Source organism: Agrobacterium sp. SORGH_AS_0440, assembly GCF_031453135.1.
In the GTDB taxonomy this organism is placed as follows: Bacteria; Pseudomonadota; Alphaproteobacteria; order Rhizobiales; family Rhizobiaceae; genus Agrobacterium; species Agrobacterium pusense.
In genome coordinates this window covers 387,359-414,215 of the sequence record NZ_JAVIYR010000003.1, presented here as the reverse complement: position 1 = coordinate 414,215, position 26,857 = coordinate 387,359, and the positions used below count along the sequence as shown (strand labels likewise).

The window sequence follows — 26,857 nt, the reverse complement described above, 5'->3', positions numbered from 1 at the left end:
GAATGTCGGTGTGGGGTCGTACTGCTCCAGCGGATATCAATGCCATATCGAGCGTGTCGGCGCCGGGCTGCGATTGGAAAATAAATGAGGATCACTCTCCTTGGACAATTTGGCTCTGGCAATTCGGGCAATGACGGATCGCTGGAAGCCATGCTCCTTTATCTGCGCAGGATGAGGCCCGATGCCGATCTGTTGTGTATCTGTGCAAGTCCGACAGTCGTAAGTGCGAAGTTCAATATTCGTGCGATGGGTGTTGGGGGGCCTCCCCTGACGAATGCATGGATGAGGCAACTGGACAAGCTACTCGGCAAGGTGCCTTCACGGCTCATGCTATTGGTCAGTTCCCTCTTTAGTTTCGACAAGGCTGATCTGATGATCATACCGGGAACCGGCATCCTCGATGATTTTCAGGAAAAGTGGTTCGGCTGGCCCTTTGTCGTGTTTTGCTGGTGTCTCGTTGCACGCCTTCGCAACACACGGATCGCCTTAGTCAGCATCGGCGCCGGCCCGATGAAAAGCCGTCTCAGCCGCTGGTTCCTGCGCTCTGCCGCACAGATGGCCTCCTATCGATCCTACCGGGACGATTTCTCGCTCAACTACATGAAAACGATCGGTGTCGACGTGTCGCGAGACCACCGTTACCCCGATATCGCCTTTGATCTTCCTATTCCTGTGCCCCACCGGCAGAGCCCCGCCGACGGCGTAATGAGAATAGGTGTCGGCGTCATGGACTATCGCGGCTGGCGTCACAACGACCCCGAGGCCGCCAGGATTTACAAGACCTACATCCACAAGCTCTCACGGCTCGTGAGCTGGTTGATCGGTGAAGGCCATCGCATCACCCTTTTGATGGGAGACATTACGGACAGGGTCGCCTGCGCGGATCTGATGTTTCTGCTGACGGACATGCTCTCCGAGGACGAGTTGGCGCAGATCGACATCAGCTCGGCCGCAACGCTGCGCGATATCATGCAGCAGATGGCAGCAATCGACCTTGCGGTGGTGTCGAGATATCATGGAGTTGTCTGTTCCCTGAAACTCGGAAATCCGACAATATCAATAGGTTATGCCAGAAAGTTCGATGATCTGATGAACGATTTCGACCAAGAGAAATTTGCCCGACACATCGACACGTTCGAAGTCGAGGAAGTTATCGAGCTGGTGAAGGAGATACTCGCTGGAGCCGGGGCGGTAAGACAGCGGATCGACCACGCCAATGATCGCTTCAAGCGCCAGCTTTCCGAGCAAGAGGCGCTACTCGGCCGGGAATTTCTCTCAACTGATGCCGTCGCAACGCTGCAGAGCGTTACGCCTTAGCAAAGGTGTCCCGCAGCCTAATGCTTTCGACGTAATACCGAGGCTCTTCACCACTCGACGGGAGTAGTCCGCACAATGTCGCACGCCCTTCAACGGACATTCTCCAAACGGCCTACACCTACGGATCCGGCTGCCATCCCAACGGTCAGATTTCCAAGATCCAAGTCCCCACTCTAGATTTGACGCTACCGTCGATTATCGGCGACGCTGTCGGAGCCCTCGATGCACAAAGTCCGCCGCGCCTTTTTCATGGCCATGCTGGAACAGCACCTCGGAATTGCGATCAATCTCGCTCTGATCGCGATCGTATCGAGACTATTGTCGCCGGCGGAAGTTGGCTTTGCCGTCATCGGCTACGGGGTGACATCGGTGATATTCGCCTTTCGCGAATTCGTTTCTTCCGATTTTCTCATTCAGCTCGATGTCGTTGAACGCGATGACATCAACACGTCGCTTACACTCTTGCTCCTCGTCAGCGGCATTCTCGGGATCGTTCTCTATCTATGCGGACCCTATCTGGCGATTTTCTACCACCAGCCCGGTCTCCAGCATTATCTTATCCTGGCAATTGCCGCCGTCATGGCCGAAAGCCTGGGCATGCCGGCATTTTCCATGCTGCGTCGCCGGCTGGCATTCGGCACCATCGCACGCGTCCGAACCATCGGCCTCGTGGCTATGGCTACCGTGACGATCTTCGCTGCCAGCAATGGATGGGGCTTCGTCAGCTTCGCGCTCGGCCTGCTCGTCGGCAACAGCGTTGCCAGCGCCCTTGCAGCCTATGCCGATCCGGCCCAGCGTACAGCACGCCTTTCGCTCAAGTCGTGGCGCCGTATGGCCGAATTCGGCCGTTACAGGGGCGCTGCAACCATCGTTGACAAATTATACGAGTCCCTGCCGCAACTGGTGCTCGGCTTTGCCATGACACCGACAGCGGTCGCGATCTACAATCGCGCCAATACCGTTTGCTCCATTCCCGATCGCATTTTCCTCTCGGCAATCTTTTCCTTCGCCTTCCCGGCGCTCGCCGCCGAAGTTCGCGAAGGTGGAGACGTCCGCAGGTCCTACCTGCGCGCCCTCAGTTACATCACCGTGCTGTATTGGCCGTCGCTGATCATGGTGGCCATTCTCGCCGATCCCATCGTGCGCCTTGCACTTGGAGACCAGTGGCTCGCCGCCGTACCGATCACCCGGATTCTCGCGCTTGCGTCGATCTTCTGGTTTCCCATGGTTTTGACAACGCCGCTGCTGATCGCTCTCAACGCCAACCGGGAGGCTTTTCTGGGCAATTTCGTCTGCCGCAGCGTCTCGGCAATTGTGCTCTGCTCTGCCAGCTTCTTTGGCCTCACCGCGGTAGCGCTGAGCCAGTTCGTCACGCTGCCCTTCCAGATGCTCGTCGCATTCTATCTCGTCAGACGCCATGCGCACTTTAAGTTACCCGAACTGTTCGCAGCCATCGGGCCGAGTGCCGCCGTGACCCTTGCCGCGATTGTGGGGCCGCTTGCCATATCTGCCTGGATGGGATTCCGCTTCGATTACTCCCTCGCCATGGCTGGCGGCGCCGTCATCCTTTCGGTGACAGGCTGGGCCGTTTGCCTGTTTCTTCTGCGTCATCCACTCGTCAGCGAAATACGTTCGACGCTCGATGCTTTTGCCGGGAGTCTGCGCAGGGTCGGAAAACCTCCTGCACCGGCTTCCATTCCCGACACCGTCGTTGCCGCAGCGGTGGAACCATGAGCAGCATCGATATCGTCATCCCCAACTACAATTACGGTCGCTTTCTGGAGGGATGCGTAGAAAGCGTCCTTGGCCAAAACATCCCGGACATGCGTATCCTCATCATCGACAATGCCTCCACAGACGACAGTGTCGCGATCGTCCGGTCTCTCGCGGCAGCAAATCCCCGCATCGAAACGAGCCTGCGCGCAAGGAACCTCGGCGGTCACGCGTCTTTCAACGAAGGCATCGATTGGGCTCGGGCGGACTATTTTGCCATCATCTGCGCCGACGATGTCCTGTCGCCTGGAGCACTCGCGCGCGCAATGGAGGCGCTCGACAATAGCCCCGGCGCGCACATGGCGTTCGGCCGCACCACCTTCTTCAGTGACGATGCCGACATAGCATTGGGCCTTCGCAGCGATGCCGGTGGCATGCAGCTTCATCGCGGGGTCGACTTCATCGCCAAAATTTGCGGGACGGGACGCAGCCCGGTAGCAGGCCCACTCGCCGTTACCAGAACGCACATTCAGCAACATGCCGGTCATTACCGGCCCGCACTACGCCATACCGACGATGTCGAGATGTGGATGCGGCTCGCGGTGCTTGGCGACATCGTCGAACTTGATGCCGTGCAGAATTTCACCCGTATCCACGGTGCGAACCAATCCGCCATCCTTGATAACGTGCTTGCCTGGAATACCGAAATCGAAGCCGCGCTCGAGAGCTTCTTTGGCAATGAAGGGGCTTTGCTTGCCGATGCCCAAACACTGCTAAGGCGCGGTCGCGCGAGCCTGAGCGACCGCGCCTATTGGTGCGCGCTTTCCAATCTGGTCCGGCGCCGGCCCGGCGCGGGTGCCCTTCTCGCACAGGCTTTCCGCCTGAGACCCGCTTCAGCGTTTCTGCCACCGGTGAGTTATCTTGTGCGCAGACCTGATGCATTGTATCGCATTCGCGCAGCGATCGCCCGCCGATAGCGATAGACCGGCCAAATTTTCGATGATGACGGCCTATTCTTCGGCATTCAGGACAAGCCGCAACAGCGCCGGCAACGAAGCGGATTTCGTTCGGCGCATGATTGATGCGCGATGGTTCTCGACAGTGCGCTGACTAAGCTTCAAATCAGCTGCAATAACCTTGTTGGCCTGCCCCTGAACAATCCGGTCAAGGATCTGGCGTTGCTTGCGAGTAAGCGTTGCCAGCGTGGCACGAGCCGTTTCACGCCGCTCTTCGCGCTCGTTTGCATCACGCGATCGCTCGAGGGCCGATTGCACGCTCCGATATATTTCCTGGTAAGAAAACGGCTTCTCGATGAAATCGGCCGCTCCATATCGCATCGCATTGATTGCCATACGGACATCGCTACGACCCGTGATCACAATCACCGGAAACCGATGATGTTTTTCTTTCAGCAAACGCAGCAACTCCATGCCGACCATGCCCGGCAGATACGCATCGACAAGCAGACAACCTGATCTGTCCGGCTGGTAATCTGCAAGATACTCTTCTGCCGATACATAGGTTGCAACCGTCCAGCCTTCTCCTTCGAAAAGAGCGCGCAAATTGTCCCTGATGTCCTGCTGGTCGTCGATGACTTCGATGAGCCGACCCGTCATCGGCCTCATGTATTCGGGTTCGCTTATGTGCACTACCCTCTCGTCGGTTTGGCGAACAACCAGGGTCTCGACGACCTGCACGACGTCCTTGAGTTTCGCCGGCTTGTGCAGATACGGAATTTCGTGCTGTGCAAAAGCCCTCAGGGCCTTGCTTGAAATATCGCCTGTGAGAATGAGCGCCGGAACATTTCGGCGGAGTGCTTGCCGGATATCTCCTATTGCAGCTATGCCATTCCCCCCGGTAGGGAGATTGTAGTCTGCGAGAATGACGTCGGGCGTGAACTGCAATCCTCGAACAATCGCGAGCGCCTCGGCAGCCGTAGAGGTCGCAGCCACCACATATCCAGTCTGCTCAAGTCCCATCTTGAGCAAATCACGCATGCCGTTTTCGTCTTCGACGATCAGAACCGACGCCCACGACAGGGTAGCCGCTTGGTTCGAATGGTCATCCACTGGCGCAGGAAGTGGTACAAGCGGCTCACCGGCCGGTGCGTGATCGATCTCGATCATGAATGCCGAACCTTTATGCAGTCGTGACTGCACCACTACCCTTAGTTCGAGAAGCTCGCTGAGCCGCTTGACGATCGACAATCCCAGCCCCAAACCACGGTCTTCCGTTCCAGCAGGCGCATCGAGCTGGAGGTATTCCTGAAAAACATCCTCGATATGGTTTTCGGGAATGCCGATGCCAGTGTCCCACACTTCGAAACGAACCTTCGTACCGCGCCGGCGACAACCGACCAGAATTTTGCCGCTCGTCGTATATTTCAGCGCATTGGACAGAAGGTTGCGGACGATCTGCTCGAACAGACGCGGATCGGTGCGAACGGCGAGGCTGGACGGCACGACATGGAGTTGCAGCCCGGCGGCCTGAGCGGGATAGTAAAATTCCTTGAAGAGCCTTCCCAAAAGATCGCCTATTGCAAAGCTCACGATCTGAGGTTCCACCATACCCGCTTCGATCTGGTTGATGTCGAGAACGGAGTTGAGTATTCCCAACATCGACGACAGCGTCTCCTCCATCCTCTGAACGAAGGTGCGCGCCTGGCCTTCGCCCACGCTCTTTTCCAAAAGCCCCTGCAACAGCTTCAAGGTTTGCAGCGGCTGACGCAGATCGTGGCTTGCCGCAGACAGGAACTGCGACTTTGCCTCAGTCGCCCGCTCGGCGGATTTCTTTGCAGCTTCCCTGCTTTCCGCAACCTGCTTCTGGGCGCTCATATCGATGAATGTGATAACGACCCCGTCGACGGTCTCGCTCTCGCCGCGATAGGGTTTGATGCGGCGGACATACCAGCGGCCGTCAGGTCCTCCTATCTCCCTGTCGATTGTATTGCCGTCCTGGAGGGTCGCCATCGCATCGACTTGAAGCGAAATGTCCCCATCAAAGCCGCTGAGGTCCGAGAGGGGGCGGCCGACATCGGACGATATAATCTTGAATACTGACCGGGTGGCTGGTGTGAAAAACCGTATACGAAGACTGGCATCCAGAAAGAGCGTCGGGACATCGGTGCTGTACAAGACGTTTTGCAGATCGTTGGAAACTGCACGCTGACGCTCCAGTGCTTCGTGCAATTGATTGTTGAGGGCTGTCAGCTCTTCATTGAGGGATTGAAGCTCCTCTTTCGAAGTAACGAGTTCCTCATTCGTCGACTGATACTCTTCATTCAGAGACAGTGCTTCGGCGGTGATCTGCTTCTGTTCTTCGCTGGCAATTTCCAGATTGCGTATGGCGCCCTGCAATTCCGCCCGTGTCTCCTCCAGTTCGAATTCCAACTCGGTAATGGGCGACGCATCTGTCGTCGATGATTTCTGCGATCGGACAACCCTGTTGGCTTGCGCAGCATCTTCCACGAAACATATGAGGAACAGCTCTTCACCCTGACTGAACAGCGGTTCTACGTGAATGCTGAACTCGATATGCGCGCCGTTGCTGTCGAGTTTTGCATTCTTGGCTACGAAAGGCTTCTGATCGCGGGTCGCACGGTGGATCGCAGACCTGATCTTATTATGGAGCGCCTTCGGTGTCATGGCGAACAGATCATGCGATGCCGGACCTGAAGCGATCCGCAGGAACCTTGCTGTCGGGCCTATGGAGTAAAGATATTCATACTTTCTATTGACGAGGATCGCGGCGGGCACGTAGCTACCCAGCAGAACCTGGGCAACCGCGTCGGCAAGCGCACTGTGCCTCAACGCTGAAGTCACCTTTCCTAGCGAAGAGGGAATTCTGACATTTCCACCCGGAGCCACGCCGAAATTAAGATCACCGAAAACCGGCGGCCCGATACGCCGATATACCCGTTCGGTTTCCGAAATCAGCTTGAAACGGTCATCCATTCCGCCAACGGTTTCGGATTTTCCGACCAGTAAAATGCCGTTCTCCCGCAGGGCGAACCTGAAAAGCGACAAAACCTTGGCTTGGGCGTCCGCTTCGAGGTAAATCAACAAGTTGCGGCATGAAATCAGATCGATCCGTGAGAACGGTGGGTCGCTCAGGACATTCTGCACGGTGAATACAACCGCCCCACGCAGTTGCGCCGTCACGGTGTATCCGTTGTCATCCCTTACGAAATATTTTTCCAGCAAGTCCGTCGGCAGCGATTTGGTCGCCTCATGTGAATAATGTCCGTCTCTGGCAATTGCAACCGCCTCGCCATCGGCGTCCGAGGCAAACATCTGAAACTGGAGACGAAGGCCCATAGACTGAATGAGCTCGAGGAAGAGAATAGCCAGAGAATATGCTTCTTCCCCCGTGCTGCATCCAGCGACCCAGACCCGCACTGCTCCGTGAGCCGCTTTTGCGTGGAGAATATCCGGAATAATGGTATCGCGTAAAAAGTCGAACACCTTCCCGTCGCGGAAGAAGCTGGTGACGTTGATCAGGAGATCCCTGACGAGATTTTGGCGCTCTTCTTCGCTGTTTTCGAGCATCTCAAGATATCGGTCAATCTCCTCGATCTCGATACCGAGAACCGCAATGCGTTTTTCGACACGGCGCTGCATCGTTCCATGTTTATAGGCCGAAAAATCATTCGCTGTGGAAACTCTCAATATCTCGATGATCCGGTCCAGCTGGGGCATTTGGCGCACCATCGAGTGATCGGCTCGAAGCCGCGACAACAGCGCAATATGTTTGGCAATGGCAGCAGGCATCTCAGCAACCGGCAAAACGGTAGCGCCAATCCCTAGCGAAATAACACTTTCGGGCATGCCGTCGAACTGTGCCTCTTGAGGCTCCTGTACCAGAACGAGCCCCTTGAAGTCCCTGATCTGCTGGACACCGGATGAGCCGTCGGATCCCGTGCCGGACAGGACGACCGCTATCGACCATGGTCCGTACTCCTTGACCATCGAACCCAGGAGAACATCAAACGGCAGAGGTGCCTCATGCATTTCCCGCCGCGGCGACAGATATATGCGTCCTCCATCAACCGACATCAAGAATTTTGGTGGAATGACGTAGACGTGCTCGGGCTCTATCAATGCAAGATTGACAGCCTCGGTCACGACCATATTCGTTTCGCTCGCCAGAAGTTCTGCGAGCATGCTTTCATGCGACCGGTCAAGATGCTGAACGAGAAGAAACGCACAGCCGGTTTTTTCAGGCAACGCCTTGAGCAGGGATCTGAACGCATTCAGTCCACCCGATGAAGCTCCGACGCCGACAATCGGGAACATCCTAACGGGACTTGCTTCCTGTGACCCGGACATCGGACCGGTGTCTACCTCGAAAGTAGAGGGAACCTTGTTACTATCCGCGCCGCGTTCCGTCATATTCACTCTCGTTAAAATTGACGCGCATTCCAAACAGAAATCGACCCTTACGAAGCGTCAGGGGGTGGAGGGTCAACGAAGTCTTGAAAACGGCCAACACGGCCTTGAGATCATTCGTCAGTGATAAATATTCACCACGCCCCGTTATATACGGGGTACAGTGTGTTGAATTGTCTTGAGGCGCAATTTGAAAATGCGATTAACACGCATAGGTTGCCGACATCAAAAACAAGAGCAACAAAGGTTGATGATAAATCAATCCAGCAAATATTATAATTCATCCAATATAATTAGACGCGGCCCGCGAAGAATGAAGTTGGTGTGATCGAAATTCCATTTCACCGGTTCTCGTGCACCTGCTGGCATTTTTACGTCATGCCAGATTGAACACCGTCTCGAAATCTCAATCAAAAGTGAGTAATTTCCGAGCCTTTTCCAGTTGAGGTACTCCATTGTAGGATGCCGGAGTAGAAATTCGGGTAGTGCCACGTCTATTGCTTTCTGGCCGACATTAAATTCCGAAAAATCCAGACCGCAATTCAGATCATCTCTTCCGAAGTTCCAGATTGATGACGACGTTCCGGGTTGAATTACCTCCGACGTCCGTTGTGCGGGCTCGTAGAAAGAAACTCTTCGGTTGCGTCTCTGCCAAGCCAGGCAGGTTCGCAAAGCAATCTTTAGCGCGGATAGGACATAACATGCTGACATCAGTTCCTAACAACGGACATAGCCAATTCTCATCAAATTTCCATGTGGTTGCGCATTCGAAACCTATGGAAACTTCGGTCAGAAAGCTGGCGATCATCGACGACCGCGCGCTCGACCGTGAGTGTCTGGCTCAGAGCCTGATCGCATACGGCCTTGATATGGAAGTCGAGTTGTTTTCATCACTCGACGACTGGAGACATGCTCCAAACGGCCAGCATAGCGGCATCCTGGTCAATGTCGGTCGCAGCGATTTTTGCGATGACGTTTCCCTTCACGAGTTGCGGAAATTCATCGCCGATTTCCCTTATCTGCCAGTCGTCATTCTTGCGGAAAACCGCGATCTGCGTCAGGTCATGAGGGCGTTCGACGCGGGAGTTCGCGGGTACATCTCCTCGTCGATAGGGTTGGCGGTGTGCGTGGGCGCCATCTCACTTGCATTGGCGGGCGGCGCTTTCGTATCAGCTGAAAATCTGAGCGATCTCAGGCAGTTGCTCGTGGTTGCGGAAGACAAGGAACGTCAGCGCACGGCCATGTTCACCCAACGTGAGGTCGATGTCATCAACGCCTTGACGCAAGGCAAGCCAAACAAGATCATAGCCTATGAACTCAATCTTCGTGAAAGCACCGTAAAGGTACATATTCGCAATATCATGAAGAAAGTCGACGCCAAAAACAGAACGGAAGTGATCTTTAAAATATCCGATCTCTTCAAAAACTAGTCATGTGTCGTGCAGTGGACCTGTTGTAAATCCATAATTGCCTGCGGGTGTCGGGCCCCGCAAGATGCAAACGCATCGGAACGATTATGACAAGAAGATTGTATATCTCCTCTAAGCCTTTCGGCTAGCATTCCAAGCATAAAGACGGGGTGACGGCCACCGGGCCGGATACGGTAATCTCTGGTCATTGGACATATGGACCCGGGATTTCGCCATGCAAACTTTCGTCGAAAATTTCGAAAACTCGGATCGATTGCGCCTGCGCTCCCGCAACATCATACCGGGCGGCGCACATACCTATGCAAAGGGTGACGACCAGTACCCTGTCCTGTCTCCCGGCTTCATTGAAAGGGGATATGGCTGTCATGTCTGGGATGTCGATGGAAATGAATATATCGAGTACGGTATGGGCAATAGGGCTGTCGGCCTTGGCCATGCCTATGCCGACGTCGTAGAGGCTGCGCGTGCGGAACTATACCGCGGCTGCAATTTCACGCGCCCCTCAAAGATCGAGGTGGAATGCGCCTCGACCTTCCTTGATACGATCCAGGCGGCCGAAATGGTCAAATTCTGCAAGAACGGTTCCGATGCGACATCCGCTGCGATACGACTTGCGCGGGCTGTTACCGGCCGCGACCTGATCGCGCGCTGCAGCGACCACCCCTTTTTCTCCACCGACGACTGGTTCATCGGAACAACGGAGATGAATGCGGGCATTCCTCAGGCGATCCAGAATCTGGTCCTTGGCTTCAGCTATAATGATCTGGCGAGTGCGCGCAGTCTGTTTGACCGTTTTCCAGGCCGCATAGCCGCCTTCATCCTGGAGCCGTCGCGCGGTGATCCGCCTCGGGACCAGTTTCTTCACAAACTCCAGAATCTTTGCCACGAAAACGGCGCGCTTTTCATTCTCGACGAAATGATCACCGGCTTCCGCTGGGATGCGGGTGGCGCGCAGAAGACATACGATATCGCCCCCGATCTATCCTGTTTCGGCAAGGCGCTGGGGAATGGCTTTTCGATTTCCGCACTTGCCGGCAAGCGGGAATTCATGGAACGAGGCGGTATCGATCAAACCGATGCCCCCCGCGTCTTCCTGCTTTCGACGACGCATGGCGCGGAAACGCATGCGATGGCCGCGGCCATCGCAACCATGAAGGTTTACACGCAGGAACCCGTGGTCCCACATCTGGTCCGACAGGGAAATTCGCTGCGCGCCGCCATCAGCCAGATCGCAATTGCGCACGGGCTCGATTCCTATTTCGGCATCCAGGGCCATTCTGCCTGCCTCAGCTACTTCACGCTGGACCAGACCGGAAAGCCGTCTCAGGCTTTTCGCTCGCTGTTTCTGCAGGAAACCATCCGTCGCGGCCTTCTCGCACCGTCTCTCGTTGTAAGCTACACGCATGAGGACGAGGATATAGCCAAAACGCTTGACGCCATCGATGGAGCGCTCGTCGTCTACCGTAAAGCGCTGGAATACGGCGTCGACAAATTCCTGACAGGACGCCCATCCGATGTCGTCTTCCGGCGTTTCAACGGCAACGCGCAGCATCAGGCCAGCCACGGGTTGGTCATGGCCGACATGCCCGAATTATCGGAAAGCATCCGAAAGCCTTAACCGAGCGGGGCACCTAGACCGTTCGCATTATCGATACAGCCGCTTTGCGCGGTGCATCGATCTAGCCTGAAAAGATACGCTCGTTGCGATCGAAAATAGATTTTGAGGGGAAATTTCATGCACGTTCTAGTCACCGGGCATCGCGGATACATCGGCTCCGCCATGGTACCCATCCTGCGCAAGGCGGGTCACGAAGTACACGGCTACGACACTGAATTCTACCATCGCTGCGCTTATGTTCCAGGCGGACCTTTGCCGCAGGTCCCCGGCGTCTGCAAGGACATTCGCGATATCCAGCCTTCGGATATGGAAGGTTTCGACGCTGTCATTCATCTTGCGGCGCTGTCCAACGATCCGCTGAGCAATCTCAATCCGGAAATTACCTATGAGATCAATTACCGCGGCAGCGTTCGGGCAGCGCGAGCCGCAAAGCAGGCAGGCGTCAAGCGTTTCATCTTCGCCTCGTCGTGCAGCAACTACGGCGCCGCTGGCGAAGGACTGGTCAACGAGACGGCCGAGCTGAAGCCGGTATCGGCCTACGGCACGTCGAAGGTCTTGGCGGAGCGGGAGATTGCAAGCCTTGCGAGCCCCGGCTTCTCACCGGTCTATATGCGTCCGGCAACAGCATATGGCCTTTCGCCCATGCTGCGTTTCGATATCGTCCTCAACAACCTGACCGCTTGGGCTGTGACGGAAGGACTGATCCTCCTGAAATCCGACGGATCGCCATGGCGCCCAATCGTTCACATCGAGGATATTTCGCGCGCCTTTCTGGCTGCGCTCGAAGCGCCGACCGATGCCATACACAATCAGGCTTTCAACGTCGGACAGGATGCGCACAACTATCAGATCCGGGAGATTGCCGAAATCGTCGCTCTCACGGTGCCCGGATGCCGGCTGCAATATGCGAGCGATGCAAGCCCCGATACCCGTTCGTACCGCGTCGATTTTGGCAAGATCGCCCGCGCGCTTCCGGCGTTTAAACCGACATGGACGGCCGCCGCAGGTGCCGAGCAACTCTACCGGGCCTACAAGAGCGCCGGCCTGACAATGGCCGAATTCGAGGGGCCGCACTATCAGCGGATCGGCCAACTCCAGAAGCTGATCGGCGACAAGGATATCGACATCAACCTGCGCCGCCCCATGGCCGCGCCGCGCCAGAACGCCGATATTGCAGCATCGGTTTAAACAGGAGGCCCGGATGGGCAAGATAGAGCCTGGTGCAAAGCTGACAGGCGATGCATGGAGAGAGGCAGGTATCGGCCAGACTATTCATGATCTGGCTTCCCGCCTCTTTCCGATCTGTCGCAGCATCACCGGCAAAGGCGTGTGTGACACCATCGATATCCTTAAAGACTATATCGATATCGAGCAGCGCGCCGTCCCTAGCGGGACGCGGGTTTTCGACTGGACGGTGCCCCAGGAATGGACCGTCCGGGACGCCTATGTGAAGAACGCGGCGGGTCGCAAGGTGATCGATTTTCAAATGTCGAACCTGCATCTCATGAGCTACAGCATCCCTCAACGTCGCGTGATGCCGCTGGCCGAACTGCAAGCGCATATCTACACCTTGCCGGCACAACCCGATCTCATTCCTTACAAAACAGCCTATTACACGGATGCCTGGGGCTTTTGCATGTCGCATCATGAATTCCTCAAGCTAGAGGAAGGCGACTATGAAGTCGTCATCGACACCGAAAAGGTGTCAGGCAATCTGTATTACGGCGAATATCTGCATATCGGACAAAGCACCAAAGAGGTGCTTCTCTTCGCGCATATCTGTCACCCGTCGCTCGCAAACGACAATTGTTCCGGCCTGGCATTGCTAACGTGTCTTGCTGCAGGCCTGAAAAGCAGGTCCACATATTACAGCTACAGGTTCGTCTTCGCACCCGGAACGATCGGCTCCCTGTCATGGCTTGCGCAGAACGAAGACGGGATATCGAACATTGCGCATGGTCTTGTGGTTTCTTGCATTGGTGACGGGGGCGGGCCGAACTACAAGCGCAGCCGCAGGGGAGATGCACTGATCGACCGAATCGCCGCCTGCACCCGCTGCGGAGAGGATCGCAAACATCTGGCAATCGCCGACTTCATTCCCTACGGCTACGACGAGCGCCAATTCTGTTCGCCGGGCTTCAACCTGCCGGTTGGACTGCTGCAGAGAAGCGCTTTCGGAACCTTTCCCGAATATCACACCTCGGCCGACAATCTCGACTTCATCGAGCCCAAACATCTCGACTCATCCTTTTGGATGATCATGGACATGATCGATGCTCTCGAAGACAACTGGACGCCGTTGAACCTTCGGCCCAAGGGTGAGCCACAGCTGGGGAAATACGGGCTTTTCCCTGCGATAGGCGGCCATAAGACGAATGACGACCGTACCATGGCCTATCTATGGATACTCAACCTCGGCGATGGAACCAACTCGCTACTGGATATCGCCGAAAGGTCTAAAATGCCGTTTGTCGATATTGCGAGCGCTGCCGGCAGGCTGCTCGAGGCGGGCCTTGTCTCGAACCTCGGTTTCCTGACGCGCTAGACCTTCATTGCAAAGCGGGCCAACCGAGGTCCTTTTCCGATATGACCGAGGGCGGCGCAGGCCATTCTACACCTATCGCGGGCGCGTCATAACGGATCCCCGCCGCACTTGCCTCGGCATAGGGCGCCGAAATCAAATAGGACACAGCAACGTCGTCGCTGAGCGACTGGAAGCCGTGTGCAAAACCCTCGGGAATGTAGAACTGCGCGCCATTGTCGGCCGACAACACCATGCCAACCCATTGCAGATAGGTCGGCGAGCCGCGGCGCAGATCGACGGCGACATCCCATATCGATCCTTTGACGCAGGAAACCAGCTTTGTCTCCTGATGCGGCGGCCGCTGGAAATGCAGCCCTCGAACGGTGTGTTTAAGCTTCGATAGAGAAAGGCTGTGCTGACTGAAGTCCGATACCAGCGCGTTGCTCTCAAATTCGCGCTTGCAGAACGTCCTGGCAAAAGAGCCGCGACTGTCCCGCACAGGCACCGTACTGACTACCCAAAGCCCTTCGATTTTCGCCTTCTCAAACAGCATTCGGCGCTCCTGATGCAACCCCGTATTCAAGAAGAATTCTCCGCCATTTCAGCGGCTCCGGAATACACCCATAGGCAGCACCATACCTTGAAGGCGGGCTGGCAAATAAGTCACCCTTTCGGTTGCGGAAACCAGCCGCCGGAAGCGCATTTTAGCGGATTATCATATCAACCTACGGCTTATGGATGACGTTTTCGAGCCGAATGCAGTATCGTCACCCACCCCGATCCATAGTATTTTTTCCAGTTAATAAAAGAATTTTCTGGAATTCACTCAAAGACACTGTGATGAAATCAGGGGGCGTCAGATGAACAATGAGGCAGTTTTTTCTGCAAGATTGAGCTCGACGCATCACGTCGGGCTTTGCCGTCTCTGCAGCTCGCCATTGGTGCATACCTTCGTTGATCTTGGAATGTCTCCGCCCTGCGAAAGCTTCGTCGCAGCTGACGCAGCCAACGACGTCGAGCCATTCTATCCGCTCCATGCATTCGTTTGCGACGAATGCTTCCTCGTCCAGCTTCAGGAATATGTGGCGCCCGAGAATATTTTCACGGAGTACGCGTATTTCTCTTCGTTCTCGGACAGTTGGGTCGCTCACGCGAAACGGTATTGCGACATGGTCATCGAGCGCTTCGCGCTTGGCGAATCCAGTTTCGTTGTCGAACTTGCCAGCAACGACGGTTACCTGCTGCAGCACTTCCTGACCAGCAACATTCCGATGCTTGGAATTGAACCAGCGGTCAACGTCGCAAAGGTGGCGATCGGGAAAGGTATTCCGACACTCACGGAATTTTTCAACGAGGCTCTAGCGACCGATATGGCGGCCAGGGGACAAAAGGCCGATCTCATCATCGGCAACAATGTCCTCGCACAGGTGCCTGATATCAACGATTTCGTTGCCGGCATGAAAGCCTTGCTCAAGCCTGATGGCGTCATCACCCTCGAGTTCCCGCATATAGAAAAGCTAATCGAGGAGAACCAGTTCGATACGATCTATCACGAGCACTTTTCCTACTTCTCATTGCTGACCATAGAAAAAATGGCCCGCCGTCATGGGCTCAAGGTTTTCGATGTCGAAGAGATCCCCACACATGGCGGTTCGCTGCGGGTCTTTTTCTCGCACGAAGACGGCAATTTTCCGCGTGAAGCCCGCGTGGATAGCCTTCTGGCACGGGAGTTGAACGCCGGGCTCGACAGAATAGAGACCTATACGGCATTCTCCGAAGCCGTGCGCCAGACCAAGCGAAACCTCCTGTCTTTCCTCATCCGGCTCAAGGAGATGCGCAAATCGATCTGCGCCTATGGCGCACCGGGAAAGGGCAACACTCTGCTGAATTATTGCGGTATCGGCACCGATTTCATCGATTTTGCAGTAGATCGCAATCCTTACAAACATGGTCGCCTCACACCGGGAATGCATATCCCGATCCGGCCCGTCAGCGAAATCCAGCGCATAAAACCGGACTACGTTCTCATTCTCCCCTGGAACCTGAAGACTGAGATCGTTGCACAAATGAACGACATCAGAAACTGGGGCGGGAAATTCATCGTTCCAATTCCTGACGTATCCATCATTGATCCGAAGGAGTTGGCACAATGAAGGTCGTCTTGTTCTGCGGCGGCAGGGGTACCCGCATCAGGGAATATTCCGAAAGCGTCCCGAAACCGCTGATCCCGCTCGGGTCTCAACCGATCATGCGGCATGTCATGCAATATTACGCCCGTTTCGGACATGAGGACTTCATCCTCTGCCTTGGCTACAAGGCGCATGTCATAAAAGAATTCTTTCTGAACAGCCGGCCGGAAAGCTATGCCGATTGCGTCATATCGAGCCCCGGACGCGTGGAGTTGCTCGAGGAATTGCCGAGAGACTGGCGCGTATCCCTGATCGATACCGGGATATGGCGCAATATAGGCGAGCGCCTCTGGGCCGTACGTCATCATCTCAAGGGCGAGAAGATGTTCCTTGCCAATTATAGCGACGGCCTGACCGACGTCGATCTCGACGACATGATTGCCCAATTCGAAAAGAGCGACAAGCTCGCCTGCTTTCTCGCTGTCAGACCGCCCCTCACCTACCACCTGGCGGAAATCGACGAGAGCGGAAGGGTCCGGGAATTTCGGTCGTCGGAAACATCCGATATGTGGATCAACGGCGGCTACTTCCTGATGCGGCCGGAAATTTTCGACTACATGCGCGAGGGTGAAGAACTCGTGCTGGAACCGTTCTCGAGGTTGATTTCTGAAGACAAATTGATGGCCTACAAACATGAGGGTTTCTGGCGGTCAATGGATACGCTGCGCGACTGGCAGACGTTGGAGGCGATGGTCGAGCGTGGTGACATGCCATGGATTGGAGACGATGGATCAATGGCACGCAAGTCGTCAAACACGAAACTGCTGCCATGAAAAACATGTCCCTCGCCTCCGCCGGTGATCGCCTGTCGATCCTTTGTCTAGGAGCTCACTCCGACGACATTGAGATCGGCGTCGGAGGCACCGTCCTCAGCCTGCTTTCAAAGGGCGTGTTGCTTGATGTCTATTGGTGCGTCCTCAGTGCCGGCAACGAGCGGGCCCTGGAGGCGCGCAGTTCCGCCGAAGCTTTTCTTGCAAAAGCAGCATCCTACTCGATTGAGCTCGCATCGTTTCAGGACAGCTACTTTCCCTCGCAAAGCCGCGAGATCAAGTCATGGCTGCTGACATTGCGCGACAAAGTCAGCCCTGACGTCATATTCACACATAGTCGCGAGGACGCGCACCAGGATCACCGCGAAATCAACAGGCTCACATCCAACATCTTCAGAAATCACCTGATCATGGAATACGAAATCCCGAAATGGGACGGCGATTTCGGCAGGCGAAATGCCTATGTGCCGTTGAGCGAAGACGCGATGAACATGAAGGTCGAGCTTCTCTTGCAGCACTTTGGAACACAGAGATCCAAGGACTGGTTTGACGCAGATACCTTTCGCGGCTTGGCGCGGCTGCGGGGAATGGAATGCCGTGCGCCTACACGTTTTGCGGAAGCCTTTACCGTCAGAAAGCTGACGTTCGCCTGAAACAGGCGAAAGCCTGTTGACGTTACGAAATCGACGTTTTTCGGAAATTAAAAGAAACCAAAAACAATACAGGGGGCATTTTCGTCATGATCCATAACCACATCTCCGAGAACCCACCGGAAGGCGCACCGCATCCGCAGGCCGCATCAAGTGCGGCTGGCTATATCGGCATCATAGATCGTCGCATGCTCGAGCGGGAATGCCTCGCCCATAGTCTCAACTATCAATATGCGGACAGTTGCATCCTGACCTTCTCCAATCTCGGCGAATGGCAAAAGGCACGCGCGGAAATCGGCATGCCTGCGGCAGTTCTGGTCAGTGCCTGGCCTGGTCCGTCGGCAGAGACAAACAGCGAGCTTGCGGAGATTGTCGCTGCGGTTTCGCCGGCCGCCGTCGTCGTGCTCTCCGACGATCAGGATATCAATACTATCCTCGATACGATCGCTCTTGGCGTGCGCGGGTATATATCGAGTTCCGTCAGCGTCGACGTCTGCGTCCAGGCGATCAGTCTTGCAATCGCGGGCGGCCGTTTCATACCGGCCAGCAGCGTCATGAACATGAAAAGTCTGTTCGGCCTGACGGCACACGCCGCCATACCGCCGATGAAATTTACAAGCCGTCAATCGGCTATCGCTGAGGCCCTGCGGTGTGGAAAGGCGAACAAGGATATCGCTCTGGAGCTGAATCTCTGCGAAAGCACCATCAAGGTGCATATCCGCAATATCATGAAGAAGCTTGGGGCAACCAACCGCACGGAAGTTGCCTGCAAGATCGGCGACATGGCGTACGACCGCTAAGCACACGCCATCCACCGACCGCTACTGAACGCCCCGCTTACAGCAGGAACCGTCATGATCCAGTCGCCATCATCTCCGGTTGAGCAGGAAGGTATTTCCCGCTTCATAACCATCCTGCGGGAGCGGCGCAGAGCCGTCTTCATTTGCTTTCTCGCCAGTTTCGCAGTCGCGGCAATCGGCTATGCGCGAACCCCGATCCGTTACAAGGCCGAGGCGACCCTCGCACTTGATGTCCGCAAGCTTCAAGCGCTCCCCACCGAATCCGTGGTCTCTCCCCTACCTCAGGAAAGCCCGGTGCTTCGAACCGAACTCGATATCATCGGATCGAGGTCCATGGCCGAACGGGTTCTCGTCTTCCTGCAAAAAGATCGCCTGCTCGAAGGGCGGCAAACCAAATCCGGCCGGGCGACCACCGACGCGATCGTGCTTGGCAATGACGCCGAGACATCGAAAATGATCGATGACCTCATGACCAACGTTCGTGTGATGAATGATGGCCGGTCGTATACGATTTACATCTCCTATTATGCCGGTGATCCGGCGCTTGCCGCAAAAGTCGCCAATGCTTTCGGGGAAGCCTATATCGACTATCAGATCGACCTCCAGACAACAGCAACCCGGCGTGTGAGCACATGGCTCGGGGAGCGGCTGGTCAGTCTGCGGACGGAACTCGAGGAGTCCGAACGCCAGGCGTCGCAATTTCGCGAAAAATCCGGATTGATAGACACGGGTGGCCTTCCCCTGCAGTCGCAGCGTCTTTCAAGTCTGAATGTCGAGCTGACGACGCTACAAGCCAAGCTGGCGGGGTCAAGGGCGCGCCTGGCCACAGCGCTCGAACTGCAGAAAAGCGGCGATGGGCTCGGGATCACCGAAGTTCTGTCCTCTCCATCGATCCAGCTTTTAAGGGCCGAGCAGGCAAGGGTCATCAGAGCCATTGCCCAGATCGATGAAAGCGGCGCCGTCATGAGTCCGGAGCGGCCACAGTTATCCTCCCAGCTCAGTTCACTCAACAAGCAGATCGATTCAGAGATCGCGCAGATCATCGCTGCCTTGCGCAACGAGATCGAGGTCAACGAAAAACAGCGGCAGGAAGTCGAGGCCAGTCTCAATGAAGTGCAACGCGCCATTTCCACGACGGATATGGCAATGGTTCAATCCGGGCAACTTGACCGGGAAGCAGCAGCGAACCGCTCGATCTACGAGACATACCTCGCACGCTACAAGCAGACCATCGAACAGGACGGTATTGCAACTGCCGAGGCGCGGATCATATCGAGCGCAATGCCGTCCCGTAAGCCGACCAGTCCGGACGCGGGTCTGTGGGGCCTCGTTGCACTTCTTCTCGGTTGCGGCACCGGTTTGGCAACGGCTTTCATCCTGAATTTCACTGACCGGTCCGTTGGCTCCATCACGTCTCTTCAACAGAAAACCGGACTGAACGTCATCGGGCGCATTCCACGCAGTTCCTTCGGAGAGTTCCAGAACAAGCCCGGGAAATTCAGCAGCGGCGCGGCGGATTTCTACAGCGCGTTTGCCGACCTTCAGACCCACCTGCAGTTGGCCGAGAGCAAGGCGAAAGTGATCGCCTTCACCTCTTCGGCCGATGGGGAAGGCAAGACGTTCGTGATTGCCAATCTTGCCAGATCTCTTTCCATGAGCGGCGTTAATCTGCTGCTGATCGATGCCAATCTGCGGAACCCGGCTCTCGGGGGCGAATTCGATGTGGGATCGACGTCGCATGTTGCCCAGGCGGTCAGCCGCGAGGTGTCCCTGGACGACGTCATGCAACGCGATCAGGCCTCCGGGGTCGACATCATCGTCGCCGAGAAAAGCGACCTGCCGCCAAATCTTGTTCTTGGAAGCAAGCGCTTCGCCGGACTGATTGCAGAGGCGAGACAGCGATACGAACTGGTATTGATCGAGGCCCCATCCGTTGCCCATGACCTCGACCTGTTGCGGATCGCCAGTCTGTCGGACGCCGTATCCTTCGTGGTCCGACAGGACGTCGCCGATGGCACGGGCATGAAAAACGCCGTCACCAAGCTGCGGGTCGCGGGCCGGTCGATCACAGGCATCATCCTCAACGGAATACGACGCCCGAGAAAGCGTCACCTCCCGGTCTGGCCGAGGATTTTCCGGGACTGGAATACTCATTTCAAGCTGCGGAAACGGGCGACCAGCCTGCGCGCCCCGGCTGTCGTCCATAGCGAGAGGTGAAACATGCGCGTCGCGAAAAAGTCCAAACCCTTTTCCCTGATGATCGCCAGTGCCGCCTTTCTGTCTCTGGCCGTTTGTCAGTTGCCGGCCGCTGCTGATGGAACCAACTACAAGGTCGCTGCCGGCGACGTCTTGACAATCTCCGTCTATGGTGACCCCGGGCTGACCGGCCTCTTCCCTGTCAGTGCGGATGGAACGATCGGTTATCCGCTTCTTGGCAATGTCAACGTTGTCGACGAGACGGTGAATGAAATCGGGGCGCGGATCAGCCGCGAGCTGGCGAGCCATGTGGCAAACCGCTCCGTTGCCGTTGCGGTCAAGGAATATGCTCCGATCTTCGTTGTCGGCGACGTCCAGAAGCCGGGAAAATATGAATACCGTCCCGGCATGATCGTGCTTGAACTCTTCGCACTCGGCGGCGGATTGCGCGAGTCGAATGCACAGAGGGATACCTCGGGCATACAGTTGATCGCTGCCCAGCAGGAATATGAAGATATGTCGATGCAACTCCTGTCGCAGGATATCCGGCGCGTCCGGCTGGAAGCGGAGCTGAACGACACCGAATTCGAATATAAGGGCGACGAAATCGGACTCGTCCGGGATCGCGCCGCATTGGAGAAGATCGTGGATTCTGAAAAAAGCCTTTTCCGCCTTCGCCTCTCGGCGCAGCAGGACGAAAAGACCAACCTCGAGGTCCAGCGACAGAACTTCATTCAGGAAATAGACACGCTTCAGAAAAGCAACGTCATGCGCAGCCAGCAACTTGAACTGCTCGACATGGACGTCAACGCCTCGAAGGAACTTGTCACGCGCGGGGCAGCCTCCGAAGCTGCCCTGAGAGAGCGCAAGCGCGAATTGCTATCCATGAACCAGCAGGTGCTGGAATCCACATCGTTCCTGGCGCGTGCGCAACAAAACAAGAGCGAGGTGGAGCGGCGTATCCTGGAGCTTAAGAGCAAAAGGCATAACGACGCCGCGACCGAATTGCGGGAGACCTCCCTGGACATCATGCGCCTGAAAAAGAAACTGGCCTTCAGCCTTCAATCCATGGCCGAGATCAGCTCGACCGCGCGGCGGGTTTCCAGCCTCGAGGACACGATCCAAACCAATTTCTTCATCGTGCGTCAGGTTGCCGGCACTTATCGCGAAATAGTTGCGGACGAGCATACTCAGGTCCGGGCGGGAGACGTCGTTCGCGTCCGCCTGTCGGTATCAGGCAGAGACCCGGTTTCGGAAACCATCGTCACAGGAAGCGTCAACTAGAGATCTGCGCGTCGCCGATGCCCTAGTCGAGCGGCCCTTAGATGGCAGCTACCGCTTTTGACGAGCTGTAGCCTCAGGCCGCAATTTGCTATCCTGAACAACTATATCGAACGTTCTTCTAAGAACCGCGCCCGCAAAAAAGAGTCCACCGCCGTTCCGACGGGCAGGCTGGCAACGTCCTTCGGAGAACAGGATTAATCGACACCAGTGGCGAGGAGACGGAGATGGAGCCTGCGATCGTTCCGGTTGGGTATCATATGGTCAAGCAGCATGCCGTCATCATCGTGAACGGCGAAAGAGGGCCGCAGCCCATCCATGTGACGCAAGATGCCCTGAACGACATCCTGTCTCCCCCGCAGTGCGATGCGCAACGTCTTGCGCAATTCGTCGACGTGTTTGCAACGATAGCGGCATGCAAAATCGAGAAGGGAATGTTTGCGTTCGATGGACAGATCTGGATCACAGCAACCGACGTCCGAGCCTGGCACAATTTGGCGACGGAGAACCGGCCGGCCGAGTGACATCTCCCAAACTCTGAAGCTTTTGTCCTTCTGCCAGCACCCAAGCTCGAAAAGTTGGCAGCCAGTAGGTGGATGGACGCGAACCCTACCGCTTGAAGCAAGATTGAACCGAAGCGATAAAAGCGGTTTGTAAGAATAACCCGTCGCCCCTGATACTTTAGCGGGTCCTTGGTAACGGGGGACAATTGGTGACTGGGAGGGGCCCGCTCGTTCAACCGGGCGAGCCAATTTGCGTTCTGCACAAACCGTCACCAGCGCCGCGCAAATCTTGTTGTGTCGACGGGTTCAGATTGAAATCTGCAAGAATATTGCCCGGCTCAAACTGGAACCACAGACCGCTCGCCACTCATACCACATTAGACGTAGTTTGCGCGGATTGTCCGAGAACAGACGCCGGCTCAATCCCGTGTTGGGCTTGCAGCATGGGAGGCACAATTTAACGGCGCTGACGGCGGGCTCCCGCTCTATATAGAGCCGTTTCCATCAGGTGGAGCTATCGTCAGTCAGCAAAGCAGACCCCATCTTCCTGATCAGAAATAGCGCCGTTGGCCCTTGTGGGCTTGTTAAATGGCTTGTCGTAATATGTCCGACTGCAACGACTTCGTTTGTCGCCACCGCTGATATAAATCCTGAATTCCGTCTCTGAGCTCGACGGTCGAGTTCCAGCCAAGCGCGTTTAGCAGAGAGCAGTCGAGCAGCTTTCTGGGGGCTCCATCCGGTTTGCTGGTGTCAAACACGATCTCCCCATCGTAGCCGACAATATCTGCAATCAGACGGGCCAGATTGCTTATGGATATCTCATGCCCCGAGCCTATATTGATCAGCGGAAAATGCGCCGCCGATTTCATGAGGAAACAGCACGCATCCGCCAGATCGTCCACATGGAGAAATTCACGCAAAGGGCTACCCGTTCCCCATAGAAGGATCCTGTTCTGACCATTGATTTTCGCTTCATGCATTCTCCTGATCATCGCAGGAATGACGTGTGAGCTTTGCGGATCGAAATTGTCGTTCTGCCCATAAATATTGGTCGGCATCACGGAGACGCAATTCAGGCCGTATTGACGGGAATAGAATTGGGAAAGCTTGAGCGCGGCGATCTTCGCAATCGCGTAAGCCTCGTTGGTCGGCTCCAGCGAACCCGTCAAAAGGGCATTTTCCGTGATCGGCTGCGCGGCGAATTTTGGATAGATGCAGCTCGACCCCATCCAGAGAAGCTTATCGACACCAATATCCGCAGCCGTTTTCATGATATTCATCGAAATCAGCGTGTTGGTGTAAAGGAAATCGGCCGGACGGGCCGCATTTGCAGCGATGCCTCCGACCTTCGCAGCAGCGACAAAAATGACCTCAGGTCTTGCCGCAGCCATCCATTGCTCCGTCTCGTGCTGCCGGGTCAGATCAAGTTCTTTGCGAGAGACTTCGAGGATTTCGCAATTCTCCTGCTGCAGGCGTCGCACAATTGCCGAGCCAACCATTCCCGTGTGGCCGGCCACCCAGACGCGCTTGCCATTCAAGCTGAACGGAATTCCTTGCGGTTCATGCGACGAATTCATTTCTTCCCTCTTCCAACATCACGAGGCGAAGATCCGCTTCGACCATTTCCTGAACGAGGTCGCAAAAGGAAGTCGTGTGGCTCCAGTCGAGTTTCCTGCGCGCCTTGCTGGGGTCGCCGAGGAGGAAGTCCACCTCCGCCGGGCGAAAATATCTGGGATCGATTTCGATGATCGTGTCGCCGGTTTTGGCATCGTATCCCACTTCGTCGCTGCCATCGCCGTGCCACTCGATGGCTTTGCCAACCACGCCGAACGCAAGCTCAACGAACTCCCGCACTGTATGCGCCTCACCGGTCGCAAGGACATAGTCCTCCGGTATTTCCTGCTGCACGATGCGCCACATGCCTTCGACATAGTCGCGCGCATGCCCCCAGTCCCTCTTGGCGTCTAGATTGCCAAGACGCAACTTGCTCACGAGTCCGCGTTCAATGGCCGCGACACCGCGGGTGATTTTCCGCGTGACAAAAGTCTCCCCGCGAATGGGACTCTCATGGTTAAAGAGAATGCCGTTGGATGCGTGAAAGCCGTAACTTTCCCGGTAGTTGACCGTCATCCAGTAGGCGTAGAGTTTTGCCGCAGCATAGGGGCTTCTCGGATAGAACGGCGTCCCCTCGTTCTGGGCAACGGTGCCCATCCCTCCGAACAGCTCCGATGTGGACGCCTGATAAAACCGGCAGCGGTCGCCAAGGTTCAAGATGCGCATGGCTTCCAGCAGCCTGAGCGTGCCAAGGGCGTCCGCGTTTGCCGTGTATTCCGGCGTCTCGAAGCTGACCTGGACGTGACTCTGGGCGCCAAGATTGTAGATCTCGTCGGGCTGAACCTCCTGAATGACACGGCACAGGTTTGTGGCATCCGTCAGGTCACCGAAGTGCAGACGAAAGCGAAGGTTTTCCTCAAAGGGATCTTGATAAAGGTGATCGATCCGGCCGGTATTAAATGAGGAGGACCGCCTTTTCAGGCCGTGCACGATATATCCCTTGGCAAGAAGCAACTCGCTGAGATAGGCGCCGTCCTGCCCGGTTACGCCGATAATCAAGGCTCTCTTGTCTACCATCCACGACATCTCCCAGCGGTTCCGGCCCCGCATGGCGCCCCCTTAAAAAAGGTATAACGAGGCCCTGCGCCACGGCAGCATACCAAAAGGGAGAGGACGGCGGCTCAGAACTGGCTGATTCACCGTCCACCACGCCGATATCTGCCTTTAAGGGGAGGCGGGGTGGGTATCCTCCCTTCCGACTTAAGCCTTTTGGCCGAGTTGCAGGTCGCGCAGGCCGTGTCAGACTTCGGAAATACGACGCCGGGTCGCGCACGATCGCTACAATTGCAGCGATCACGAGACGACATCATCTACGGTTGATGGAGACGGATTTGGATGGGTACGTTCGCGACGACTTACGAAAAAGTGCAGAACTTTAACTGGGTGACGCGCTTTCTGCATGCGGGCCGCTATCGAAAGCTGCTTGAGGTTCTGCAATCAGTGCAGAAGGACGTCGGCAATCGGAAGGTCAGAATACTGGATATCGGCTGCGGTCCTGGAACTGCGGTCGGACATATTCTGAAAAAATTCGACGTCGAGTATGTCGGTATCGATTACGATCCAATTTTTATCGAGGCCGCGCGCGATCGTTACAGCAAATACGAAAACTGTCGTTTCATCGTAGGCGACGCCACCGACAAGAGCCTTTACGAAACGATTGAGGCCGACCTCGTCATCGCTTTGGAAACGCTTGAGCATATCCACCTCAACCGGGCGGTCCGGGTCATAGAGCATGTCTGCATGATCGTTCGTCCCCGGATTTTCCTTGTCACGGTGCCGGTTGAAGTCGGGCCAGCCGTATGGATCAAGAACTGGGGCTCCGCCCTGATGGGCTACAATCGGCAATCCGGGAACCTGAAAGAAACGTTTTGGGCAGGGCTATACAAAATGGACCGGGTGCCCGCGCACCGTATGTCACATCAGGGCTTCGACTGGCGGTGTCTGGCGCAGCTCATACGCGTCAACGCGCCCTTGCGCGAAATAGACAGCCTGCCATTCTCCTTCGTTCCGCGCGCGATCAGCCCGAACGTCGCGCTGATCGCCGAGCCCGCAAAATCAATGATCGATCTGGCAAACGACGACCCCGAGGCATGGAAGATCAACCATGGCCAGTCAGCCTCGAACCACCTGCATGGTGTTCGCGACGATGCCCCCCTTCACGCCAAGTCCTTTTGAATAGCCCCGAGTTTCGTAGACACCCTCGAGTTGGATTTTCTGCTGCTTCTCGAACTCGATGTGCGACAGTGTTCCGTTTCTCACGTGCTTGCGTTTCGGGTTGTAGAACATCTCGATATAGTCGAATACATCGTAAAGAGCTTCATCGCGTCAAGGGCAGGCCTTGCGATGTATCCTCCCTGCTTCAGGAGATAGAAGAAGCTTTCGGCACCCCACCAGTCCGGATCGAGAAACCGTTATCAGTGAGGTCGAGGGCAATAAGGATGGATGAGAAGAGGCACAGTATAGCAACAGCTTTTCAAAGGTGTTCGTACCAAGATACTTATTCAGTGCCTTAGGGATTGGCAATGTCTGGACGGCAGTGACGGCGAAATAATCCAGCCATTCAAAAATCTTGTCGCCTTCCAGCTTAAGAATTCCCATGATCATCTCCCGCCTGTTTCAACGCCGTCGACACACTCAAACCGATCAAGCCATTCGGTGAGAACGCAATATCCAACGGAGAACAGCGGGTCCTCCGCCGCTCCAACAACGTTCCGCAGAAACCTGTTCCGGCTTCGGAATGGGCTGGGCATGGCAACTTCTCCTGCGCCAGTTGCCTCTGTCTTGGCCCGACAAGGATTTCAGCTCCCATACCTTTTCTAGCTTAATGATTTTTTCGCAATATACACTTTTTAGAGTAAGCGGCAA

The 26,857-nt window shown here is 55.8% G+C and carries 19 protein-coding genes and 1 pseudogene; 15 read left to right on the top strand and 5 right to left on the bottom strand.

The genetic code is table 11. The features are described from left to right. The first annotated feature begins 84 nt into the window (after window positions 1-84). From QE453_RS24835 to QE453_RS24825, 3 genes are all read left to right on the top strand, one after another. On the top strand, window positions 85-1,317 hold the full coding sequence (locus QE453_RS24835; protein ID WP_309778607.1) for a polysaccharide pyruvyl transferase family protein: 1,233 nt from the start codon (window positions 85-87) through the stop codon (window positions 1,315-1,317). Window positions 1,318-1,539: 222 nt separating this feature from the next. Continuing rightward, window positions 1,540-3,051 carry an oligosaccharide flippase family protein gene (locus tag QE453_RS24830; protein ID WP_112391054.1) on the top strand — a complete coding sequence of 504 codons (1,512 nt, stop codon included), beginning with the start codon at window positions 1,540-1,542 and terminating at the stop codon, window positions 3,049-3,051. Beyond that, window positions 3,048-4,007: a glycosyltransferase family A protein gene (locus QE453_RS24825; RefSeq protein WP_174072788.1), complete on the top strand. Its 960-nt coding sequence runs from the start codon at window positions 3,048-3,050 to the stop codon at window positions 4,005-4,007. Before QE453_RS24830 ends, QE453_RS24825 begins: the two co-directional genes overlap by 4 nt. A 33-nt stretch (window positions 4,008-4,040) precedes the next feature. Here the strand turns inward: QE453_RS24825 and QE453_RS24820 are convergent, their stop codons facing one another. After that, entirely contained in the window at window positions 4,041-8,324 is a 4,284-nt protein-coding gene (locus tag QE453_RS24820) for a CheR family methyltransferase (protein WP_065705420.1), read from the bottom strand. A 794-nt stretch (window positions 8,325-9,118) separates the two neighbouring features. On the opposite strand from QE453_RS24820, the gene QE453_RS24815 reads away from it, so the two are divergent. The 4 genes from QE453_RS24815 (at window position 9,119) to QE453_RS24800 (ending at window position 14,010) form a co-directional block, all read left to right on the top strand. Then, a complete protein-coding gene (locus tag QE453_RS24815; protein ID WP_309778604.1) occupies window positions 9,119-9,847 on the top strand; it encodes a response regulator transcription factor in 729 nt (242 codons plus the stop codon). Window positions 9,848-10,061: 214 nt separating this feature from the next. Continuing rightward, the gene (locus QE453_RS24810; protein WP_309778602.1) at window positions 10,062-11,465 is read left to right on the top strand and encodes a glutamate-1-semialdehyde 2,1-aminomutase; all 1,404 of its coding nucleotides are present in this window, start codon (window positions 10,062-10,064) and stop codon (window positions 11,463-11,465) included. A 117-nt stretch (window positions 11,466-11,582) separates the two neighbouring features. Then, complete coding sequence (locus QE453_RS24805; protein ID WP_112391050.1) at window positions 11,583-12,653, top strand: NAD(P)-dependent oxidoreductase; 1,071 nt, start codon at window positions 11,583-11,585, stop codon at window positions 12,651-12,653. Between the two features lie 13 nt (window positions 12,654-12,666). Further along, on the top strand, window positions 12,667-14,010 hold the full coding sequence (locus tag QE453_RS24800) for a DUF4910 domain-containing protein (protein ID WP_209159586.1): 1,344 nt from the start codon (window positions 12,667-12,669) through the stop codon (window positions 14,008-14,010). Between the two features lie 4 nt (window positions 14,011-14,014). On the opposite strand, the gene rfbC is transcribed toward QE453_RS24800, so the two are convergent. Next, window positions 14,015-14,542, bottom strand: a complete 528-nt coding sequence (rfbC, locus tag QE453_RS24795) for a dTDP-4-dehydrorhamnose 3,5-epimerase (protein WP_309778599.1) — start codon at window positions 14,540-14,542, stop codon at window positions 14,015-14,017. A gap of 307 nt (window positions 14,543-14,849) precedes the next feature. Here rfbC and QE453_RS24790 point away from each other — a divergent pair, with 307 nt between their 5' ends. The 7 genes from QE453_RS24790 (at window position 14,850) to QE453_RS24760 (ending at window position 22,399) form a co-directional block, all read left to right on the top strand. Beyond that, window positions 14,850-16,142, top strand: a complete 1,293-nt coding sequence (locus tag QE453_RS24790) for a class I SAM-dependent methyltransferase (RefSeq protein WP_065705411.1) — start codon at window positions 14,850-14,852, stop codon at window positions 16,140-16,142. After that, on the top strand, window positions 16,139-16,951 hold the full coding sequence (locus tag QE453_RS24785) for a glucose-1-phosphate cytidylyltransferase (RefSeq protein ID WP_060642731.1): 813 nt from the start codon (window positions 16,139-16,141) through the stop codon (window positions 16,949-16,951). Before QE453_RS24790 ends, QE453_RS24785 begins: the two co-directional genes overlap by 4 nt. Beyond that, complete coding sequence (locus QE453_RS24780; protein ID WP_026330955.1) at window positions 16,948-17,601, top strand: PIG-L deacetylase family protein; 654 nt, start codon at window positions 16,948-16,950, stop codon at window positions 17,599-17,601. The genes QE453_RS24785 and QE453_RS24780 overlap by 4 nt, the downstream gene beginning before the upstream one ends. Window positions 17,602-17,687: 86 nt before the next feature. Then, on the top strand, window positions 17,688-18,398 hold the full coding sequence (locus QE453_RS24775) for a response regulator transcription factor (protein ID WP_309778597.1): 711 nt from the start codon (window positions 17,688-17,690) through the stop codon (window positions 18,396-18,398). Between the two features lie 54 nt (window positions 18,399-18,452). Further along, window positions 18,453-20,615 (top strand): polysaccharide biosynthesis tyrosine autokinase, encoded by a 2,163-nt coding sequence (locus tag QE453_RS24770; RefSeq protein WP_309778595.1) that lies wholly within the window; start codon window positions 18,453-18,455, stop codon window positions 20,613-20,615. Window positions 20,616-20,618: 3 nt separating this feature from the next. Next, window positions 20,619-21,878, top strand: a complete 1,260-nt coding sequence (locus QE453_RS24765; protein WP_309778593.1) for a polysaccharide biosynthesis/export family protein — start codon at window positions 20,619-20,621, stop codon at window positions 21,876-21,878. 224 nt (window positions 21,879-22,102) lie between these two features. Further along, window positions 22,103-22,399, top strand: a complete 297-nt coding sequence (locus QE453_RS24760) for a hypothetical protein (protein WP_142187274.1) — start codon at window positions 22,103-22,105, stop codon at window positions 22,397-22,399. Between the two features lie 563 nt (window positions 22,400-22,962). On the opposite strand, the gene QE453_RS24755 is transcribed toward QE453_RS24760, so the two are convergent. Together QE453_RS24755 and gmd are read right to left on the bottom strand one after the other, a co-directional pair. Beyond that, complete coding sequence (locus tag QE453_RS24755) at window positions 22,963-23,955, bottom strand: GDP-L-fucose synthase (RefSeq protein ID WP_182590779.1); 993 nt, start codon at window positions 23,953-23,955, stop codon at window positions 22,963-22,965. Beyond that, a complete protein-coding gene (gene gmd, locus QE453_RS24750) occupies window positions 23,939-25,009 on the bottom strand; it encodes a GDP-mannose 4,6-dehydratase (protein WP_142187276.1) in 1,071 nt (356 codons plus the stop codon). Before gmd ends, QE453_RS24755 begins: the two co-directional genes overlap by 17 nt. Window positions 25,010-25,327: 318 nt before the next feature. Here gmd and QE453_RS24745 point away from each other — a divergent pair, with 318 nt between their 5' ends. Next, window positions 25,328-26,167: a class I SAM-dependent methyltransferase gene (locus tag QE453_RS24745; protein WP_309778590.1), complete on the top strand. Its 840-nt coding sequence runs from the start codon at window positions 25,328-25,330 to the stop codon at window positions 26,165-26,167. Window positions 26,168-26,185: 18 nt separating this feature from the next. Here the strand turns inward: QE453_RS24745 and QE453_RS24740 are convergent. Further along, window positions 26,186-26,376 (bottom strand): annotated as a pseudogene (locus QE453_RS24740) (IS3 family transposase); the annotation flags it as partial. Between the last annotated feature and the right edge of the window lie 481 nt (window positions 26,377-26,857).

Excerpts from the sequence above, each read along its gene's own strand:
- gmd (WP_142187276.1), bottom strand. The coding sequence starts at position 25,009 with ATGGTAGACAAGAGAGCCTTGATTATCGGCGTAACCGGGCAGGACGGC.
- QE453_RS24760 (WP_142187274.1), top strand. The coding sequence starts at position 22,103 with ATGGAGCCTGCGATCGTTCCGGTTGGGTATCATATGGTCAAGCAGCAT.
- QE453_RS24780 (WP_026330955.1), top strand. The coding sequence starts at position 16,948 with ATGAAAAACATGTCCCTCGCCTCCGCCGGTGATCGCCTGTCGATCCTT.
- QE453_RS24765 (WP_309778593.1), top strand. The coding sequence starts at position 20,619 with ATGCGCGTCGCGAAAAAGTCCAAACCCTTTTCCCTGATGATCGCCAGT.
- QE453_RS24800 (WP_209159586.1), top strand. The coding sequence starts at position 12,667 with ATGGGCAAGATAGAGCCTGGTGCAAAGCTGACAGGCGATGCATGGAGA.
- QE453_RS24820 (WP_065705420.1), bottom strand. The coding sequence starts at position 8,324 with ATGTTCCCGATTGTCGGCGTCGGAGCTTCATCGGGTGGACTGAATGCG.
- QE453_RS24790 (WP_065705411.1), top strand. The coding sequence starts at position 14,850 with ATGAACAATGAGGCAGTTTTTTCTGCAAGATTGAGCTCGACGCATCAC.
- rfbC (WP_309778599.1), bottom strand. The coding sequence starts at position 14,542 with ATGCTGTTTGAGAAGGCGAAAATCGAAGGGCTTTGGGTAGTCAGTACG.
- QE453_RS24835 (WP_309778607.1), top strand. The coding sequence starts at position 85 with ATGAGGATCACTCTCCTTGGACAATTTGGCTCTGGCAATTCGGGCAAT.
- QE453_RS24745 (WP_309778590.1), top strand. The coding sequence starts at position 25,328 with ATGGGTACGTTCGCGACGACTTACGAAAAAGTGCAGAACTTTAACTGG.
- QE453_RS24830 (WP_112391054.1), top strand. The coding sequence starts at position 1,540 with ATGCACAAAGTCCGCCGCGCCTTTTTCATGGCCATGCTGGAACAGCAC.
- QE453_RS24775 (WP_309778597.1), top strand. The coding sequence starts at position 17,688 with ATGATCCATAACCACATCTCCGAGAACCCACCGGAAGGCGCACCGCAT.
- QE453_RS24785 (WP_060642731.1), top strand. The coding sequence starts at position 16,139 with ATGAAGGTCGTCTTGTTCTGCGGCGGCAGGGGTACCCGCATCAGGGAA.
- QE453_RS24755 (WP_182590779.1), bottom strand. The coding sequence starts at position 23,955 with ATGAATTCGTCGCATGAACCGCAAGGAATTCCGTTCAGCTTGAATGGC.
- QE453_RS24815 (WP_309778604.1), top strand. The coding sequence starts at position 9,119 with ATGCTGACATCAGTTCCTAACAACGGACATAGCCAATTCTCATCAAAT.
- QE453_RS24805 (WP_112391050.1), top strand. The coding sequence starts at position 11,583 with ATGCACGTTCTAGTCACCGGGCATCGCGGATACATCGGCTCCGCCATG.
- QE453_RS24825 (WP_174072788.1), top strand. The coding sequence starts at position 3,048 with ATGAGCAGCATCGATATCGTCATCCCCAACTACAATTACGGTCGCTTT.
- QE453_RS24810 (WP_309778602.1), top strand. The coding sequence starts at position 10,062 with ATGCAAACTTTCGTCGAAAATTTCGAAAACTCGGATCGATTGCGCCTG.
- QE453_RS24770 (WP_309778595.1), top strand. The coding sequence starts at position 18,453 with ATGATCCAGTCGCCATCATCTCCGGTTGAGCAGGAAGGTATTTCCCGC.